16 protein-coding genes and 1 tRNA gene are annotated in these 17,947 nt (G+C 68.8%); 2 read left to right on the top strand and 15 right to left on the bottom strand.

Translation table 11 applies throughout. The features are described 5' to 3' along the window. The first annotated feature begins 35 nt into the window (after positions 1-35). Positions 36-443: a RidA family protein gene (locus ABFX50_RS19335; protein WP_346148190.1), complete on the top strand. Its 408-nt coding sequence runs from the start codon at positions 36-38 to the stop codon at positions 441-443. A 51-nt stretch (positions 444-494) separates the two neighbouring features. Here the strand turns inward: ABFX50_RS19335 and ABFX50_RS19330 are convergent, their stop codons facing one another. The 14 genes from ABFX50_RS19330 to topA all read right to left on the bottom strand — a co-directional run bounded on the left by ABFX50_RS19330 (position 495) and on the right by topA (position 17,332). Continuing rightward, entirely contained in the window at positions 495-1,610 is a 1,116-nt protein-coding gene (locus ABFX50_RS19330; protein WP_346148188.1) for a serine hydrolase domain-containing protein, read from the bottom strand. A 270-nt stretch (positions 1,611-1,880) separates the two neighbouring features. Further along, positions 1,881-2,285, bottom strand: coding sequence for a hypothetical protein (locus ABFX50_RS19325; protein ID WP_346148186.1), 405 nt, complete (start codon positions 2,283-2,285; stop codon positions 1,881-1,883). 236 nt (positions 2,286-2,521) lie between these two features. Then, positions 2,522-3,751, bottom strand: coding sequence for a serine hydrolase domain-containing protein (locus ABFX50_RS19320; RefSeq protein ID WP_379506632.1), 1,230 nt, complete (start codon positions 3,749-3,751; stop codon positions 2,522-2,524). 564 nt (positions 3,752-4,315) lie between these two features. Next, positions 4,316-4,702 (bottom strand): VOC family protein, encoded by a 387-nt coding sequence (locus ABFX50_RS19315; RefSeq protein ID WP_346148182.1) that lies wholly within the window; start codon positions 4,700-4,702, stop codon positions 4,316-4,318. 218 nt (positions 4,703-4,920) lie between these two features. Further along, positions 4,921-5,835: a LysR family transcriptional regulator gene (locus ABFX50_RS19310; RefSeq protein ID WP_346148180.1), complete on the bottom strand. Its 915-nt coding sequence runs from the start codon at positions 5,833-5,835 to the stop codon at positions 4,921-4,923. A gap of 345 nt (positions 5,836-6,180) precedes the next feature. After that, a tRNA-Thr gene (locus tag ABFX50_RS19305) sits at positions 6,181-6,257 on the bottom strand. A 56-nt stretch (positions 6,258-6,313) separates the two neighbouring features. Continuing rightward, on the bottom strand, positions 6,314-7,792 hold the full coding sequence (locus ABFX50_RS19300; protein WP_346148583.1) for an alpha/beta hydrolase: 1,479 nt from the start codon (positions 7,790-7,792) through the stop codon (positions 6,314-6,316). 70 nt (positions 7,793-7,862) lie between these two features. Then, positions 7,863-8,708, bottom strand: a complete 846-nt coding sequence (locus tag ABFX50_RS19295) for a PSP1 domain-containing protein (RefSeq protein ID WP_346148178.1) — start codon at positions 8,706-8,708, stop codon at positions 7,863-7,865. Between the two features lie 81 nt (positions 8,709-8,789). Next, on the bottom strand, positions 8,790-9,440 hold the full coding sequence (locus ABFX50_RS19290) for a permease-like cell division protein FtsX (RefSeq protein WP_346148175.1): 651 nt from the start codon (positions 9,438-9,440) through the stop codon (positions 8,790-8,792). After that, positions 9,437-9,991, bottom strand: coding sequence for a SigE family RNA polymerase sigma factor (locus ABFX50_RS19285; RefSeq protein WP_346148173.1), 555 nt, complete (start codon positions 9,989-9,991; stop codon positions 9,437-9,439). The genes ABFX50_RS19290 and ABFX50_RS19285 overlap by 4 nt, the downstream gene beginning before the upstream one ends. Positions 9,992-10,114: 123 nt before the next feature. After that, complete coding sequence (locus tag ABFX50_RS19280) at positions 10,115-11,290, bottom strand: DNA polymerase III subunit delta' (protein WP_346148171.1); 1,176 nt, start codon at positions 11,288-11,290, stop codon at positions 10,115-10,117. A 10-nt stretch (positions 11,291-11,300) separates the two neighbouring features. Then, positions 11,301-13,325: a dTMP kinase gene (gene tmk, locus ABFX50_RS19275; RefSeq protein ID WP_346148169.1), complete on the bottom strand. Its 2,025-nt coding sequence runs from the start codon at positions 13,323-13,325 to the stop codon at positions 11,301-11,303. A 73-nt stretch (positions 13,326-13,398) separates the two neighbouring features. Beyond that, entirely contained in the window at positions 13,399-14,610 is a 1,212-nt protein-coding gene (locus ABFX50_RS19270) for a metallophosphoesterase (protein ID WP_346148167.1), read from the bottom strand. Positions 14,611-14,665: 55 nt separating this feature from the next. After that, positions 14,666-17,332 (bottom strand): type I DNA topoisomerase, encoded by a 2,667-nt coding sequence (gene topA / locus ABFX50_RS19265; protein ID WP_346148165.1) that lies wholly within the window; start codon positions 17,330-17,332, stop codon positions 14,666-14,668. A gap of 195 nt (positions 17,333-17,527) precedes the next feature. On the opposite strand from topA, the gene ABFX50_RS19260 reads away from it, so the two are divergent. Next, positions 17,528-17,695 carry a DUF5703 family protein gene (locus tag ABFX50_RS19260; protein ID WP_221242102.1) on the top strand — a complete coding sequence of 56 codons (168 nt, stop codon included), beginning with the start codon at positions 17,528-17,530 and terminating at the stop codon, positions 17,693-17,695. Here the strand turns inward: ABFX50_RS19260 and ABFX50_RS19255 are convergent. Then, positions 17,657-17,947: hypothetical protein (locus ABFX50_RS19255; RefSeq protein WP_346148590.1), on the bottom strand; the 291-nt coding region annotated here is incomplete at its 5' end. The two genes, ABFX50_RS19260 and ABFX50_RS19255, sit on opposite strands and share 39 nt — an antisense overlap.

The following is a 17,947-nucleotide window of genomic DNA, read 5'->3' as shown; positions in this document are numbered from 1 at the left end:
CGTCCACGGGCTCTCGTGAGAAGAAGGCAGGCAGCATGGCCATCACCCTGGTGAACCCCAGCGGATTGCCGGAGATCGACGTCTACCGGCAGGTGTCGATCGCGACCGGGTCGAAGCTGGTCTTCATCGCCGGGCAGGTCGCCTGGGATGCCGAGGGGGTCACGGTCGGCGCAGGCGACCTGGCCGCCCAGGTCGAGCAGTGCTACCTCAACATCGGCGCCGCTCTTGCCGGGGTCGGCGGTTCCTTCGACGACGTGGCGAAACTGACCGTCTACGTCGTCGGCTGGACCCCCGACAAGATGCCCCTGCTCCTGGAGGGGGTCACTCGGGCGGCCGCGAAGCTGGGGGTCACCCCGGTACCGCCGGCCACGCTGCTGGGCGTCGCGGCACTGGACGTACCCGACCACCTGGTCGAGGTCGAAGCCACCGCGATCCTCGACTGAACACGCGTTCTTCAGTGGGCCGGCCTGGCCCGGCGTACGGGTGCGAGGTGCTCAGCTCGTCGGCTCGGCCGTCTCGTCAGGCGCTCCGGCCTGCCCGCCGCAGAACACCTCGTTGACGAGCCTCTGCGTCGCCTTCTGGAACGCCACACCCATGGACAGTGCGGCGTCGTCCACATAGTTCAGCGAGGCGGTCAGGGTCTTGCTGCCGTCGGGCGTGCTGTACATCAGCCCCGCGTGGCCGCCGTTGTGGGTGATGAGGGTGCCGCCGCAGCCGTTGTCCTGCACGAACACCCCCAGGCCGTAGCCGACCTTGGGCTCAGGCGTGCACATCTCGGCCAGCAGCGACGCCGGCAGCAGCTTGCCGCCCACCAGCGCCGAGATGAACGTCCGCAGGTCCTGCGTGGTCGAGATCATGTCGCCGCCGCTGGAGATCCAGGAGGGGTTCTGGCGGGTGACGTCGACCGTCTTCTCCTGGCCGGCCTCCTCGTAGCGGTAGTAGGCGTGGGCGTGCGGCTCGGGGATCTCCGTCTGGGTGGTCGGCGCCACGGTGCCCGACAGCCCGAGCGGGCCCAGGATCAGCCGCTGCAGTTCCTCGGCGTAGGTGCGGCCGGTGACCTTCTCGATCAGCAGTCTGGCCAGCACGTAGTTGGTGTTGGAGTAGCTCCAGTCCGTCCCAGGCTCGAACCGCGACGGCTTGGACAGCGCCAGCCCTACCAGCTCCTCCGGCCGGTGGGCCTTGAACCGGTTGTCCACCCACTCCTGGCCCGACCAGGTGATCCCCGGTGCTACCGTCCCGTCCTCGTAGACCTCGCCGGTGAAGTTGAACACCCCGCTGGTGTGCTGCAGCAGCATCCGCACCGTGATCCGCCGGTCCAACCCGAACTCGGGCAGGTAGTCATCCGCCGGGGTGTCCAGCTCGACCTTGCCCTCGGCCACCAGTTGCAGCACCAGGGTCGCGGTGAAGGTCTTGGTGACGCTGCCGATCCGGACGTGTCCGTCGATCGGCGGCTTGGCGCTCTCGCCCAGCTCGCGCAACCCGGCGCTGCCGACCCACTCGCCCCGCTCATCGTTCACGCGCAGCGTCATCCCGACGAAACCGGACTCGACGATCTCCTCGATGGCCTTCTGCAGCTCCGGGCGATCCTGGCCGGTGAAGGTGGTGGACATGGTGGTGTGCTCCTTCAATGAGAATTCGATGGAACGGACCGCTGGTGGAGCGCGGTCCTGGTGGCCGGACATCCCGTGGCCGCGTCTGCGGACGTCATGTGGACGGCCCCGGCCCCTGTGCACGTTGAGCAGCTCGGCATCTCATCGGCGGTGACGAGCCGGGTCGACCGGCGCGGCTTGGTCGCCCCCCGGGCTCGTCCTTTCCTGACCTGCCACGTCGCCGCGTCACAGGGGCCCTGACCAGCGGTAGCTGCGCAGGCCGACATCTGATCAAGCGGCGTCGAGGGCCTCGGTGATCTTGCGGGCCATCTCGGCCATGGTGGGGCTGGGCTCGCCCTTGTGGGTCTGGGCGGCTGCTTCGACGGCGACGATGACGGTGCGGCGGAAGTTGTCGGCCTCTGCCGCATCCTGCTTCCTGAGCAGGCTCATGCCTTCCGTCAGAGCCGGCAGTACCTGGTCGGCGAGTTCGGCCACGGACTTGCCGTACTTCACGCCCTTGGGCGCCTTGGTGAGCACGTGCCCGACCGGACCGGTCGCGGAGGTCAGGGCGATGGAGCCCTCAGTGGCGGCCTTGTGGGCCGAGCCTGCGGCGCCGGCGGCGGACATCAGCGAGACGGCGCCCCAAGCGGCGGTCCGCAGGGTGAGCTTGTCCTGGTCGGTAAGGATGATGGACATGGGGGTGTGCTCCTTCGAGGTTGTTACGAGACGGGGAGTGCGGCGGCCCTGTGGCTGTCCGGGGTATCTGGATGGCTGGGGTCGTGATCGCCCGAGGGGATCTCACCCTCGGGCGACCGGGCCTCAGACAACGGGGCCGAGATGTCGACGGTTGCGGCCACCAGGGCCGCCCGTCGGGTGTCATGGATTGAGGGCGGGCGTACCAGGCGCGGGCGTACCGGCGTGCAGGCGTGGTCTCAGTCTTCGATCGCCTGGTAGAGCGTGGTCCAGAAGTCGTGGATCAGCCGCGCCGAGTTGGGGGCTGACATCCCGACCTGGGTGAGCAGGATTCCGGTGAGCTGCTTGTCCGGGTCGGCGTAGGTCGAGGTGCCGCTTCCGCCATCCCAGCCGAACTGGCCGATGGACGCGTAGTCGCCACGGTAGGTGCGCACCGCCATCCCCATGCCCCAGCCGCCGTGCTGCCCTTGACCGAACGACAGGTGGACGTTGTTGGTCGCCATGGCGTTGCGGGCGGCGTTCTGCTCGGGCGTGAGGCGGTTGGTGGTCATCAGCTCGACGGCGGGCCTGGACAGGATCCGCTCGCTCCCGTGCGTCCCGCCGTTCAGCAGCATCTGGAAGTAGGCGTGGTAGTCGTCGACGGTGGAGACCAGCCCGCCGCCGCTGCCCTGGAACGCCGGTGGCTTGCTCCACCGTCCACCCTCGGCCTCGTCCCACACGTGGAACTCTCCGGTCTGCGCGTCGGGGGCGTAGAGGGCCGGCAGTCGGTCGATCTTGTCGGCGGGCACGTGGAAGGCGGTGTCCTTCATCCCCAGCGGATCGAAAATGCGTTCGCGCAGGAACGTCTCGAACGACTGGCCCGTGACCCTGGCGACGAGCACGCTGAGGACGTCGTGGCTGATCTGGTACTGCCAGCGCTCTCCGGGCTGGTACATCAGCGGAAGCGTGCCGAGGCGGCGCATCCACTCATCCGGCCCGGGCATCGGCTCCGGCAGATCGGGCGTGAGCCCCTGCTCGAAGATCGCACCCATGATCGGAGCGCCGAGCGCCGTCATGTCCATGCCGAGCCCGAACGTGGAGGTCAGCAGGTCCCGCACGGTGATCGGCCGACGCGCCGGCACGGTGTCGTCCAGCGGGCCGTCGATCCGCTTCAGCACCTGCCGGTCGGCGAGTTCGGGCAGCCACTGATCCACCAGGTCATCCAGCCGCAGCCGGCACTCGTCGAGCAGCACCATCGCCGCCGCCATCGCAACCGGCTTGGACGTCGACGCCATCCGGAAGATCGTGTCCCGGCGCATCGGCGCGCCACCCTCATGGCGCATCGTCCCGATCGCTTCGACATGCGTCTCACCGCCACGGCTGACCAGGGCGACAAGCCCGGGAATCTTCCCCGACTCGACATGCCGTCCCAGCACCTCGCGCATCCTACGCAGCCCCGTCTCGGAGAAGCCGCTGTTGCCCTTTTCCATCATGAATCTCCTTCGCACAGTGTTCTCGATCTGTGAGACCGGTCCGGGCGTGACGCCCATGGCCTCGGCGAGCTGGGCCTGATGGCCCGTGGCGCTCATATTCCGGCTCGGTTTCCCCGCCGGACATCCAGGTCGACGCCGTCGAGCACGATCTTGTCCTTGCCTGCCTTTCGCGGCCCCGAAGCCGCGATCGCTGAACCGCTCATGGCATGAACCATCGCCGACCGGCCTGATACCGGGCCGCCGCCGTCCTGACGCCGCGGCTGACACGACCCCGCATGGTCAGCGCGAGGGCCGGTCAACCAGGTCGAGGGCTCCGATGATCTTTCGGTCCATCCCAGATGGAGCAGGGTCGCCACCGTCAGCACCCCGCTGCCCACCCACCTCAAGGAGCGAGATGACCATCGTCAGCACGTCATCGTCAGCACGTCGTGGATCCATCTCTGAAGAGCGGGGTCGCCACCGTCAGCACGCCGTCGATCCATCTCAGAGGAGCGGGATCGCCACCGTCAGCACGCCGCTGTCAATCATCAGCCCCAGCGTGTACGGCATGGCAGGCCAGGATCAGCCCACGTCGGGATGGCCGCCGGGGGCGATCCATTCGGTCAGCTCGACGACGATGCCGTTGGGGTCGGTGAGACGCATCAGCGCCTCACCCCACGGCTTGCGTCGCAACTGCCTGGTGATGGGTGCGCCCTCGACGCTCAGGCGTTCGTATTCCTTGGCCAGATCGGTGACCGCGAAGACCACCACCGGCTGCGCGATCCGCTCTCGCGGCTGTTCGAGATCGCGCTGGCGCAGCAGGATGTCGGCGGCCGCATCGTCGCGGCTCAGCCAGGTGAAATCCGGGGTGGCGAGCACCTCGCGGAAGCCCAGATAGGTGGTGAAGAAGTGGCGGGAGCCTGCCGGATCGTCGACGGTGAAGACGACCGTTGAGGCGACAATGTTCATGTTTCTGCTCGTATGCAGTTGTTTGCCACGGTTTCCGTCCTATGAGGTGATTCGCCCTGGATCAAGGGTGCCGGTACGGCCTGGCCGGGGCAATGCCTGATCTTGCAACGCTGCGTTAACCGCAGACTTCACGCCGGGGAGGACACGCTGGAGATCCACGACGTCGAGATCCGCCTGACGCCGGGCCGGGGGGCCGCATGCCGGCCGTACGGACGATCTCAGTCGGGCAGCGGTCCCAGGTCGCGGACGACGCGGGCGAAGGCGCGCATCATGTCGTTCTCCGCGGCGCTGAGCCACACCAGCCCGTACGGCAGCACATCCATGTCCTTGACAGGCAGGTAGGCGATGTCGGGGCGGGCGTAGTACCGGGTCACGTGGACAGGGAAGAGGGCGACGGCCTCTCCCAGGACCGTGTGCATGAAGATTTCCTCGACGTTGGCCACGTCGGCGGTGCGCTCGATCAGGCGGCCCTTGGGCGTGAGCTCCGGGACGTAGTGGTCGAACCAGTAACTGGGCATGGACTTGACGGCGATGTGCTGGAAGTCGCTGACCGCCTCCAGGGAGACCGAGGACCATCGCGTGAGCGCATGGTCACCGGCCACAGCCAGCACCCTCGGCTCGGCGAAGAGCAGCGGACCCACGGTCAGGTCGGGCTCCTCGATCGGCAGCCAGGTGACCAGGATGTCGACTTCCCCGTTGCGTAGCTGGGCGAACGGATCCGGGTAGGCCGACACCCGCAGGCGCAGCTCCCACTGGGGGTGCCGGGCACGGAAGGTCTCGAAGTAGCGGCGCAGCTCCTGGATGTTGGCCGGGAACAGGCTCACTCGGAGTGTGCCGGTCTTGCCGCGTGCGGCCAGCCGTGCCCGCTCCAGGCTGTGCGTCAGGCCCTGATGCAGGTGACGCAGATCGTCCCGCAACTGCTCACCCAGCCGCGTGAGCCGGACGCTGTGGCTGTTCCTCGCGAAAAGCTCGGCACCGATGGCTCGTTCCTGCTTCTTGATCGCCTGACTGACCCGGGCCACAGAGACGTGCAGCCGCTCGGAGGTACGGCCGAAGTGCAGCTCCTCGGCCAAGGTCAGGAAGATCTCGATGTCCCGCAGCTCCACAAGCCCCATGCCGCCCATCTGTGCCATGTATGGAGGAAGTTTGGCATACCAGGACTAACCGGACCGCTCTTGCGGTCGCCCCTGATCCGCGGAGGGTCCTCATCGTCCGGCACCCCGAGGACCGGGATCAGGCGTTGGTCCCCCTGGTGCCGTACGGCTCGTCCGACCACCCGTCGCCCGAGGCGCTCGCGAGGACTACCGAAGGGATCAGGACCGAGCGGCGACAGCCGATCAGCGGCAGTCAGTCCTCGCCTCAACGGTCGGCACGCCGCTCGACGCGGCGACGTCCGGCCCTCGAGTCACGAGCTGGAGCGGTGATCACGCACCCGGGCACGCAGAAGGCCCCCACGATCACGTGAGGGCCTTCTGATCTGGAGCCGCCTTCGGGATTCGAACCCGAGACCCCTTCATTACGAGTGAAGTGCTCTGGCCGACTGAGCTAAGGCGGCGCGCCATACGGCGTGTTGAAGTCTACAGGAGCCTGAGGGGTCCTCGCGCCCTCTGATCACTCGATCTCAGGACACCGCATGCCGTCCTCCGGAACGCGCCCCCACACCAGATACGCGTCCACCGTGGCGTCCACGCAGGACGATCCGTTCAGGTAGGCGGTGTGTCCGTCGCCCTCGAAGGTGACGAGCACTCCGGACTCCAGTTGCGAGGCCATCGCGCGGGCCCAGCCGTACGGCGTGGCCGGGTCGCGGGTGGTGCCCACGACCAGGATCGGGGGTGCGCCGCGAGCAACCAGTGGCCGGTTGTGCTCGCTCGCGGGGACGGGCCAGAACGCGCACGGCAGCGTGCTCCACATCACGTACGCCCCGAACCCGGGCGTCCGCTGTTCGGCCTGCTTCGCCGCCTTCACGAAGGTTGACAGCTGGCGGGGATAGGGGCTGTCGACGCAGTTGATGGCCATGTTGGCCTCGGTCTGGTTGGAGTAGGTGCCGTCCTGGGAGCGGCCGACGAGCTGGTCGGCGCTGTGCAGGAGCAGGGTGCCGTCACCGGACGAGGCCTGGCGCAGCGCCTCGGTCAGCACGGGCCACGAGCGCCGGTCGTAGAGGGGCGTCAGCGCGCCCAGCGTGGCGAGAGCCTCGGTCACCTCGCGTCCCTCGCCGCGCAGGGGGCTGCCGTCCGTACGGCGCAGCAGCCCCGACAGCTCCGCCACGGCTCCGTCCACGGTACGGCTGGTCAACGGGCAGTCGGGGATGGTGAAACAGTCCTCCGCGTAGGCCCTGAAGGCGACGGCGAAGCCCTCCGCCTGTCCCTCGTTCATCTCCACGCGGCTCAGGGCGGGGTCGACCGCCCCGTCGAGGACGAGCGCGCGCACCCTGGCGGGGAACAGGTCGGCGTACACGGCGCCCAGGTGGGTGCCGTACGACTTGCCGAGGTAGGTCAGGCGCTCGTCGCCGAGGGCGGCGCGGAGGACGTCCATGTCGCGCGCCGCGCTCGCCGTCCCGATGTGCGGGAGCAGGCGAGGGGACATGGCCCGGCAGCCGTCGGCGAACCGGCGGGAGGCCTTCTCCAGGGCGGTCAGCTCGGCCGGGGAGTCGGGGGTCGCGTCGAGTGCCAGGAAGGCGTCGAGCTCCTTGTCGCTGAGGCACTCCACCGGCGCGGACTCGCCGACGCCGCGCGGGTCGAAGCCGACCACGTCGAACCGGTCGCGCACCTGAGGGCTGAGCACGGAGCGCGCCGCTCTGCCGTAGTCGATGCCGGATCCGCCGGGACCGCCGGGATTGATCACGATCGAGCCGATCCTGTCGCCGGTGGCGGGCAGGCGGATCACGCTGATGGACAGCTCCTCGCGCTGTGGGTCGCGGTAGTCGAGGGGCACCCTGAGCTTGGCGCACTCGAACCCGTCGCCGCAGTCGTCCCAGGTCAGCCGCTGATCGTAGACGTTCGGGGGCGGCGGGTCGGCACCGCATCCGATGGGCGTCAGGGTCACGCAGACGGCCATGACGACCGCGCGACGCCATGGCCGTCCCCGCCGCATCCTCACGTCACTCCCTCGCGCCTCCTCGGCCTGACCCGGCGTTCACCGCACGCCGTCCGTCCGTCAGTCCTCAGGACTCACCGGCTGGGGGCTGGTCGTCGGGGCCGTAGGTCGAGTCGTACGCCTTGCGGGGGGCGCACACGCTGGCCTTCGAGCACGAGCATCTCCGCCCGCCGTCGTTGAGCCTGACCACCACCGAGTCGCTGGGGACGTTGTGCCCCACCACGGTCCCCGCACCTTCAGGCGTGTCGACCGCCAGGCCGACGCGCGGCGCGGTGGCCCTGAACTCCTGGTAGAGCGGGTGCTCGTACTTCAGGCAGCACATCAGTCTGCCGCAGGCCCCCGCGATGCGCAGCGGGTTGACCGGGAGGTCCTGGTCCTTGGCCATGCGTACCGAGACAGGCTCGAAGTCCTTGAGGAAGGTGGCGCAGCACAGGTCACGCCCGCACGGACCGATGCCGCCCTGCAGCCTCGCCTCGTCGCGGGGGCCGATCTGCCGCAGCTCGACCCTGGCCCGCAGGTTGCGGGCCAGGTCTCGGACGAGCGCGCGGAAGTCGACACGGTGCGGAGCGGAGAAGTAGACCGTGTAGACGTTGTCGTTGTCGAGGTAGTCGACGCCCACCACCTTCATCGGCAGCGTGTGGCGCTTGATGAGCCGCTTGGCAACGCTCCGGGCCTCGGCGCGCCTGCGTTTGTTGGTCTCGTCGCGCGTGAGGTGGTCGTCGGCGGCGAGCCCCGCGCAGACGGGCAGGCCGTCGATCTCCTCGCTGGTGTACTGCGGCGCCCACACACATTCGGCGACCTCCGGGCCCGAGTCGGTGGGCACCAGCACCTTGTCGCCCACCTTGGGGGTGTGCCCGCCGGGATCGAGGTAGTAGAGCCTTCCGTAACGGGTGAAGCTCACGGCCATGATCATTCCCATAGGCTCGCGCTCGCCTCCTGACGGCCTCGAGGTTCGGACGGCCTTCGCCCCCACCCTACGAGAGGCTCTGCCCCGTTAGGGAGTCACGCAGACCTCGTCATCCGATCCGAAGATCTTTTCCTTGATGACCTCGAACAGCTCAGCCCGCTTCTCTACGCACACGTTGTTGATCACCGTGGCCACACCGTCGAGCCCGTACGCCGCTTCGATCACAGCCGACCAATCGGTCCCCGGTCGCATGTTCAGGCGGAACGATTCGGGCATGTCGGCGGCTGTGACGAGCTCGAGAAGCCTGCCCTCGTGGCCCACCTGAGACTGCCGGAATTTCTCGTAAGCGGCCTGTTGATCTTCGTACATCACGGACTTCACCTCCGGCCTCGCTCGTAGGGCCTGTTCGATGGCTCCGCGGTCAGGGGGCACATCGTCCGTGCAGGCGGGGAACGGGGAGTCGGGCTTGCACAGGTACACCGAGATCTCCGGCTCTCCCTCGCTCCAGCTCATCGGCACCATGCCCGCCGCCAGCACAGGAGCGTCATGGTGCGTCGGCCTGAGCATGAGGAACATGGCCACACCGGCCACCGCGGCGGCCACCGCCACCAGGCGCAGATCGACCCGGAAACGCCGGTGCCGGTCGGGTGTCCGCAGCGGCGTCAGAGTCTCGGGCTCGACCGTGGCGCCGGCCGAGACCAAGGCATCACGAAGGCGGTCTTCCATCGGGCTGTTCATGCGTCCTCCCCAAGTGCGCGGGCCAGGGCCGACAGGCCCCTGGCGATGGTGGATCTGGCGGTGCTCCCGCTCACGCCCATGGCGGCGGCCACTTCCTGGTCGGTGAGGTCGAAGTAGTAGCGCAACGTCAGCGCCTCACGTTGGCGTTGCGGCAGCCCCCGCAGCGCCACGAGCACCTCCCTGCGCTCCTCACCGAGCAGTGCGGCGCTCTCGGCCGACCAGACCGGCGGCTCGTACGGCACCGCCCGCCTGAACACCGTGGCCCGCCGCCGCAGCACGGACCTACAGCCGTTCAGCACGGCAGAACGGACGTAGGCCAGCGCACTGTCCGGATCTCGCAGCCTCGCCCGCCCCGCGTGGGTGCGGGCGAACGCCTCCTGGACGACGTCCTCGGCCGTCGCCCGGTCGCCGACCATGATCAGCGCCAGCCGTACGAGGCCCAGGTGGTGCTCGGCGAAGAGCGTCGCCACATCCACGAGCTCCCGGCGAGGGAGCAGTTCGACTTCCACATCACAGAGACGCTTGGGGACGGCATCTGCTGCTCGGGTCATGCGGCGAGTTTGGCCGCCTGACCCTTCGACGAAGGCGGAAACCTTTCAACCGAGTCCGAGGACGGAACGCCGGAAGACGAGGAACCGGAAGACGACGGGCCGAGGACTCCCTGGGAGCCAAGCTCAGGGGCGGCGCAGGCCCAGCATCATCGCCTCCACCGCGATCTGCGGGTTCACGTTCGCCGCCAGCCGCTCCCTGCACTGCATGATCACATCGATCCGCCGCAGCGTCTCCTCGGCCGTCGACCCCCTGGCGATCGAGTCGAGCTCGAACCGATGGTCGTCGTTGGCCAGCTCCACCGTCGCCCCGAGCTGCATCGCCAGCACGTCGCGGTAGTACGACACCAGCTCGAGCAACGCGCCGTCCAGGGAGTCGCGCTTCACGCGGGTGGCGCGCGACTTCTGCCGGTCCTCCAGCTCCCTCAACGCCCCGGCGCCGCCCCTGACCAGCCCTCTGTTCAGGCCCTTGCCCGTGGAGCCCTCCCCGTAGAGCCTGCGCAGGTCCGTCGTCTCGCTCTCGTTGAGGAGCGTGGTGGCCGCGGCGGCCTCCTCCTCGGCGGTCTTCACCAGCCGCTCGGCCGCCGTGATGCACTCCCCCACCCCGCTCAGCGAACGGGGGATCGCCAGCACGGCGTCGCGGCGCCGCCGTACGCCCTCGTCGGAAGCGAGCAGGCGGGCACGGGCGAGGTCGCCCTGAGAGGCCCGCGCGGCGAAGGTGGCCATCTCCCACGGCACACCGTCGCGGGTGGCCAGCACGTGCGCGACGGCCTCGCCCGAGGGCGTGACGAGGCTGACGACCCTGCACCTGGACCTGATCGTGATGATCATGTCGTCGGGAGCGGGCGAGCACAGCAGCCAGACCGTGCGGGGAGGCGGCTCCTCGATGGCCTTGAGCAGCGCGTTGGCCGCCGACTCCGTGACCCTGTCGGCGTTCTCGAACAGGATGACCCGCCACCGGCCCTGGGTGGGGGCGCCCGCGGCGCGCAGGATGAGCTCGCGGGTCTGCTTGACGCTGTAGGACAGCCCCTCCGGCTTGACGGCCTCGAGATCGGGGTGCGAGCCGATCAACACCTGATGGCACTGGTCGCAGTGGCCGCAGCCGCCCGAAGGGCACATCAGCGCCGCGGCGAACGCACGCGCCGCGTCCTCGCGGCCCGATCCTGGCGGCCCCGTGAAGAGCCAGGCATGCGTCATGCCCGCGCCCCGCCCGCCCGCGACCGCCTCCGCTGCGGCGTGGGCTGCCCGCGAGAGTACGGCTGAAGCCTGCTCCTGGCCCACCAGGTCGTCGAAGACGCTCACCGGCCCAAGGTTAGTCGCGGATGGCGGGCATGGTGCCGGTGATGTCCTCGGACTCGCTCGGCACCGGGTCGGGCAGGATCTCGCGCACTCTGTCCTGGACGATCCTGCTGATCTCATTCTGCGACAGCGTGCCGTCGACCATGAGGTAGCGCTCGGGCGCGGCCGCCGCCAGCGAGCGGAACTCCTTGCGCACCCGCTCGTGGAAGTCGAGCGGCTCGGACTCGATCCGGTCGGCGGCCCCACCCAGCCTGGTCAGCCCGATCGAGGGCGGGGTGTCGATCAGCACGGTCAGGTGCGGCACGAGGCCGCCCGTGGCCCAGGCGTTGACCTTGGACACGTCGGAGGGGTCGAGCGCCCTGCCCGCGCCCTGGTAGGCGAGCGAGGAGTCGACATAGCGGTCGGTGATCACCAGCGCCCCCCTGTGGAGCGCGGGTCTGATCACCTTCTCGACGTGCTCGGCCCTGTCGGCGGCGTAGAGCAGCGCCTCGGCCCTGGCCGACAGCCCCTTCTCCGCCGCGTCGAGCAGGATCGCGCGCAGCCGCATGCCGACCTTGGTCGAGCCTGGCTCCCTCGTCTGCACGACATCGAAGCCCTGGTCGCGCAGCCAGATCGCCAGCAGCCTCGACTGCGTCGTCTTCCCCGAACCCTCGCCGCCCTCGAAGGCGATGAACACCCCCGGCACTTCTTCCACGACCCCCGGCGCGTAACGCTCGCCGCGCAGCGCGGCGAGCAGGTCCTCCGTGAGTGGCACACCTCGCCTGTCGTCCATGTGGCGCAACGCCAGCATGCCGACGACCATCGCGAGCACTCCGCCGACCAGCAGCACCAGATTAGCGCCGTCGAAGACGTAGGCGCCCACCAGGTGGGTGCCGAACAAGCCGGCGACAGGGCTGGCCACTGCGACCACGAGCAGGAGCGTGACGCGGGCGGTGGACTGCAGGAAGGAGAACGTCCGCCCGCGCAGGGAGTCTTCGACCTCCAGGCCGATGAGGGTGTAGCCGATGATCCACGAGATGCCCGCGCAGGCGCCGAGCGCCACGGTCAGCATGACCACGATCACCAGGTTGTGGATGAGCGCGATGGCCGCCAGCGTCAGACCGGCCACGGTGATCGCCAGCCCGAACAGCCGCCGCCGCGACAGCCCGGCCAGCAGCCTCGGCCCGAAGAACATGCCCGCGGCCATGCCGACGAAGACCGCGCCGAACACGACGCCGTAGGCCGCGTCGCCGCCGCCCAGCGAGACGACATAGACCTTCGCCACGCCGATGACCGCGCCGCCCGCGGCGAACGCGCCCAGCATGCCCACGATCAGCCCGCGCACCAGCTGGTCGCGGCCCACGAAGCGCCAGCCCTCGACGATCTGCTTCAGCACCGAGGGCGTCGAGATGCCGCCGTCGCGCCTGGGCAGGTCGCGCAGCGTGAAGATCAGCGCCGCCGACACCAGGTAGGCGACCGCGTTGATGCCCAGCGCCAGATCCGTCGGCTGCAGCCACGACAGCGCGGGCACGGTCGAGCGCGCCATGTCCCCGGTCAGCGAGAGCACGGCGAACAGCAGCGCCGCGACGGGCGCCGTGCCGTACGTCACGAGCAGGTTGAGCTGGTTGGCCTGCTCGAGCCGCTCCTTGGGCACCAGGTTGGGCACCGTGGCGTCCTTGGCAGGCACCCAGAACAGGTTCACGCACTCGACCAGCAGGGTCGCGACGATCACCCACTGGTAGACGCCGATCAGCGGGATCGTCAGCACCAGGGCGAAGCGCGACAGGTCGGCCACGACCATGGTCAGCCGCCGGTCGAAGCGGTCGGCGAACGCCCCCGCCAGCGGCCCGAGCAGGATCGCGGGCAGCATCTTGGCGAGGAAGACGCCTCCGACGGCGAGGGACTGGGTCTGGAAACCCTGCCCTGCCGTCAGGTTTCCGGCCAGAGCGGTCAGGGCGAGGATGTTGAGCCAGTCGCCGAGGCTGCAGACGGACATGGCCATCCACAGCCGGCGAAAGGGAGCGATGGCCAGCACATGGGCCGGTCTGCGGATGGTCATGGTCGTAGCGTATCCAGGGGGGTTCGGGGGGCGAGCCGGAAATGCCCGGCTGCTCGTGGCCTGAGGGTAATACCTAAGAACCCCCCACGTGGGTGAGTTCGGCCAGCGTGATCTCAGGAGGCGCACCCACGCGTACCGGTGGCCCCCAGAATCCCGCCCCTCTCGTGACGTACACCTGAACGCCGTCGACGGTCGCCAGCCCGGAGACCACCGGCTGCTGCATCGGGACGATCAGGTTGAAGGGCACCATCTGGCCGCCGTGGGTGTGGCCCGACAGCTGCAGATCGACCCCGTAGCCGGCCGCCTTGGCCACCTGGACCGGCTGGTGCGCCAGCAGGACCGAGGACCTCGACCGGTCGCGCCCGCCCAGCGCCCGCTCGAAGTCGGGCTCTCCTGTGACGTCGTCGACGCCGGCCAGGTCGAGCACCGCTCCTCGATGGATGATCTCCACCCGCTCGTTGCGCAGCGGCCGCACGTCCAGCCGCTCGAGCTCGGCCATCCACTCGCCGGGACCGTTGGCCGTGTAGAACTCGTGGTTGCCCGTCACGAAGTAGGACCCGTAGCGCGACTGGAGCTCCTTGAGCGGCTCGGCCAGCGGCCCCAGCTCGGCGACCGTGCCGTCGACCAGGTCACCGACGATCGCCACCACGTCGGCGTCGAGCTCGTTGATCATGCGGACGATCCGCTCGGTGTGCCGCAGCCCCGTCAGCGGCCCCAGATGGATGTCGCTCACGACCGCGAACCGCAGCCCGCTCAGGCGCGGGTCGAGCCTGGGCAGGGCGATCCTGACCGGCTCCACCACCGGCGCGCCGAGCGCGGTGCTGATGCCGTACCCGACCGTGGCCAGCGCGCCCACGCCCGCTACCGCGGCCGTGGCGCGCCCCAGGAACAGCCGCCTGCTGACCAGATCGGGCTCGGCCGCGGGCACCGAAGGTACGGCAGGCGGCCCCTCCGGTACGGCAGGCGGGACTGTGAGCGCCTGGACCATCGGCGCCCTGCGGCGCAGCAGCACCGCCGCCACGCCCCTCGGGATCTCCAGCAGCACGAGGAAGACGACGAGGTAGAACATCACCGCCAGCCAGAAGAACCCCGGCCAGGCCAGCCAGTGGCCGAACTCCGACCTCGAGGCCGCCAGCGTGACCGGCACCAGCGCGCCGAGCCCGGCCAACGACCAGGTGAGCACCCTGCGAGCCCGGCCAGGGCGGGTGGTGCCGCGCACCAGCCGCCGCCACAGGTAGTAGTGCACCCCTGCGACGGCCAGCGTCAGCACCAATCCGAAGACCACGGCGCCATGCTACGAGCCGGCACCGACACTCGTGTGGGCGGCCCTGAGAGCCCTCTCAGGACTTGGCGGCAGGCTTCTTCCTGGTCGTGGTCGCGGCCTTCTTGGCCGGAGCCTTCTTCTTCGGCGCGGGAGCGCGCTCGCGCCGCTCGGCCAGCAGCTCGGCGGCCCGCTCGATGGTGATGTCCTCGACCGTGTCGCCCTTGCGGAGCGAGGCGTTGGTCTCCCCGTCGGTGACGTAGGGCCCGAAACGGCCCTCCTTGACCACGACCGGCTTCTTGGAGTTGGGGTCGTCGCCCAGCTCGCGCAGCGGCGCGGCGGCGGCCGTACGGCGACCGCGCTGCTTGGGCTGCGCGAACAGCTCCTTGGCCTGCTCGATCGTGATCGTGAACAGCTCTTCCTCCGAGCCGATCGACCGCGAGTCGGTGCCCTTCTTGATGTAGGGCCCGAACTTGCCGTTCTGCGCGGTGACCTCCTCGCCGTCGAGCCGGCCGACCACGCGCGGGATCGACAGCAGCTTGAGCGCGTCGTCCAGCGTGATGGTGTCGAGCGACATCGACTTGAACAGCGAGCTGGTGCGCGGCTTCGGAGCGTCGGCCTTCTTCGTCCGCTTCTTCGGAGCCACGTCCTCCTGCTCGGAGGGCAGGACCTCGGTCACGTAGGGCCCGAAGCGGCCGTCCTTGGCGACGATCATGTTCCCGCTCACCGGGTCCTTGCCCAGCTCGCGGTCGCCCGTCGGACGGGAGAACAACTCCTCGGCCTTGTCCGAGGTCAGCTCGTCGGGCGTCATGTCCTCGGGGATGTTGACCCGGACGCCCTCGCGGTCGAGGTAGGGACCGTAGCGGCCCACCCTGATCACGATGTCGCTGTCCCTGATGGGGAAGGAGCTGATCTCCTTGGCGTCGATCTCGCCGAGGTCGGTGACCATCTCCTTCAGGCCCTCGTCGCCCTCCTGGCCGAAGTAGAAGCGCTGCAGTTCGGGAACGCGCTCGGCCCTGTCGTTGGCGATGTCGTCGAGGACCTTCTCCATCTCGGCGGTGAAGTCGTAGTCGACGAGGTTGCCGAAGTGCTGCTCCAGCAGGTTGACCACCGCGAAGGCCAGGAAGGAGGGCACCAGCGCGGTGCCCTTCTTGAACACGTAGCCCCTGTCGAGGATCGTGCCGATGATCGACGCGTAGGTCGAGGGACGACCGATCTCGCGGTCCTCCAGCTCCTTGACCAGCGACGCCTCGGTGTAGCGGGCGGGCGGCTTGGTCGAGTGCGAGGAGACGTCGAGCCTGCTGAGGTCGAGCGGGTCGCGCTCGGCCAGGTTCGGCAGCCGCTTCTCCGAGTCGTCGCGGTCGGTGGAGGGATCGTCCGAGCTCTCCACGTACGCCTTCAGGAAGCCGTAGAAGGTGATCGTGCGACCGGAGGCGGTGAACTCGGCGCCGCCGCCGTCGACCTTCACGGTGACCGACTCACCGACCGCGTCCTTCATCTGCGAGGCGACGGTGCGCTGCCAGATCAGCTCGTACAGGCGGAACATGTCGCCACTCAGCCCGGTCTCGCCAGGCGTGCGGAACTCCTCGCCCGAAGGACGGATCGCCTCGTGCGCCTCCTGCGCGTTCTTCACCTTGCTGGCGTAGGAGCGCGGCTTGTCGGGCACGTACGCCGAGCCGTACAGCTTGATGGCCTGTGACCTGGCGGCGGCGACAGCGGTCTCCGACAGCGTGATGCTGTCGGTACGCATGTAGGTGATGAAACCGTTCTCGTAGAGCCGCTGGGCCACCTGCATCGTGTACTTCGCCGAGAAGCCCAGCTTCCTGCTGGCCTCCTGCTGCAGCGTGGTCGTCCTGAACGGCGCGTACGGCTTGCGGGTGTACGGCTTGCGCTCCACCGACCTGACGGCGAACGACGCGCCCCTGAGCCGCCCCGCCAGCTCACCGGCGGCCTGCTCGGACAGGTGGAGCACGTTGGCGTTCTTGAGGCGCCCGTCGGAGCCGAAGTCGCGGCCCTGCGCGACGCGCTTGCCGTCGACGCCGGTCAGCGTGGCGGTGAAGTCGCGCGGCGTCTCCTCGGGCTTGCCCGAGTCGAACAGCGCCGACAGATCCCAGTAGTGGGCGGCGGTGAACGCCATGCGCTCGCGCTCGCGCTCCACCACCAGGCGAGTGGCCACCGACTGCACGCGGCCGGCGGACAGACGAGGCTTGACCTTCTTCCACAGCACGGGGCTGACCTCGTAGCCGTAGAGACGGTCGAGGATGCGCCTGGTCTCCTGCGCGTCGACCAACCGGAGGTTGAGGTCGCGCGGGTTGGCCACGGCGTCGCGGATCGCCTGCGGGGTGATCTCGTGGAAGACCATGCGGTGCACGGGCACCTTGGGCTTGAGCACCTCGCGCAGGTGCCACGCGATGGCCTCGCCCTCGCGGTCCTCGTCAGTGGCGAGGTAGAGCTCGTCGGCGTCCTTCAGCAGTTGCTTGAGCTTGTTGACCTGAGCCTTCTTGTCGGGATTGACGACATAGAGCGGCTCGAATTCATGGTCGACGTTGACGCCGAGGCGTGCCCATGCCTCCCCCTTGTACTTCTCGGGGATGTCATCTGCCTTCTCCGGCAGGTCGCGGATGTGGCCGATGCTGGACTCGACGATGTAGCCGCGCCCAAGGTAGCCCGCGATCGTCTTCGCCTTGGCCGGCGACTCGACGATCACCAGGCGGTTTCCGCCGGCGCTGCCGTTGTTGGCTGGCACGCTGCTTCCTACCTCGCTGTTCGCTTGCGTATCCCCCTGCCGGGAGCGGGCACAGATCTGAAAGGTAACCCGTGTCGGGGGATTTTCCTTCCCCCGGGGTCACTGTCTCACTCAAGGACGCAGAATAAGGCCGAGTGAGTGCCGTAGCTCCCTAACTCACCCTGGAGACTAATCGCTGTGCTGGCCTACTCCTACATGGATGTCTATATCCCTCGCGACACGTCGCGTGAAGCCGCACGTCAGATGCTGACCGAACATGCTGAATACGGGCAGTGGGAACTGGCCAGGGTGCGACTGTACCCCGACGGCAGCAGACATGTACGGCTACGCCGCAAGATCATCCGTGTCCGACGAACTCTCTGACATGGCTTTGCCCGTTCTGGGGCCGCGCCCCCCAGAACGGGCAAAGCGTCTAACCTTTGCCCGTTCTGAGGAGATCACGGCCAGGGCCGCGACCACCACACCAGCACGGGCAAAGCATCTAACCTCCACCCGCACTGAGGAGATCACGGCCAGAGCCGCGACCACCACACCAGCACGGGCAAAGCATCTAACCTCCACCCGCACTGAGGAGATCACGGCCAGAGCCGCGACCACCACACCAGCACGGGCAAA

This window comes from Nonomuraea recticatena (assembly GCF_039533245.1).
In the GTDB taxonomy this organism is placed as follows: Bacteria; Actinomycetota; Actinomycetes; order Streptosporangiales; family Streptosporangiaceae; genus Nonomuraea; species Nonomuraea roseola.
Note: the sequence above shows the minus strand (reverse complement) of the source record. Positions and strands in the feature narration are given on the sequence as shown.

What these genes read in the sequence shown, in the direction of transcription:
- ABFX50_RS19290 (WP_346148175.1), bottom strand. Translation starts at nt 9,440, where the DNA reads ATGAACAGCCCGATGGAAGACCGCCTTCGTGATGCCTTGGTCTCGGCC.
- ABFX50_RS19310 (WP_346148180.1), bottom strand. Translation starts at nt 5,835, where the DNA reads ATGGCACAGATGGGCGGCATGGGGCTTGTGGAGCTGCGGGACATCGAG.
- ABFX50_RS19285 (WP_346148173.1), bottom strand. Translation starts at nt 9,991, where the DNA reads ATGACCCGAGCAGCAGATGCCGTCCCCAAGCGTCTCTGTGATGTGGAA.
- ABFX50_RS19295 (WP_346148178.1), bottom strand. Translation starts at nt 8,708, where the DNA reads ATGATCATGGCCGTGAGCTTCACCCGTTACGGAAGGCTCTACTACCTC.
- tmk (WP_346148169.1), bottom strand. Translation starts at nt 13,325, where the DNA reads ATGACCATCCGCAGACCGGCCCATGTGCTGGCCATCGCTCCCTTTCGC.
- ABFX50_RS19320 (WP_379506632.1), bottom strand. Translation starts at nt 3,751, where the DNA reads ATGGAAAAGGGCAACAGCGGCTTCTCCGAGACGGGGCTGCGTAGGATG.
- ABFX50_RS19260 (WP_221242102.1), top strand. Translation starts at nt 17,528, where the DNA reads ATGGATGTCTATATCCCTCGCGACACGTCGCGTGAAGCCGCACGTCAG.
- ABFX50_RS19315 (WP_346148182.1), bottom strand. Translation starts at nt 4,702, where the DNA reads ATGAACATTGTCGCCTCAACGGTCGTCTTCACCGTCGACGATCCGGCA.
- ABFX50_RS19325 (WP_346148186.1), bottom strand. Translation starts at nt 2,285, where the DNA reads ATGTCCATCATCCTTACCGACCAGGACAAGCTCACCCTGCGGACCGCC.
- ABFX50_RS19330 (WP_346148188.1), bottom strand. Translation starts at nt 1,610, where the DNA reads ATGTCCACCACCTTCACCGGCCAGGATCGCCCGGAGCTGCAGAAGGCC.
- ABFX50_RS19335 (WP_346148190.1), top strand. Translation starts at nt 36, where the DNA reads ATGGCCATCACCCTGGTGAACCCCAGCGGATTGCCGGAGATCGACGTC.
- ABFX50_RS19300 (WP_346148583.1), bottom strand. Translation starts at nt 7,792, where the DNA reads ATGCGGCGGGGACGGCCATGGCGTCGCGCGGTCGTCATGGCCGTCTGC.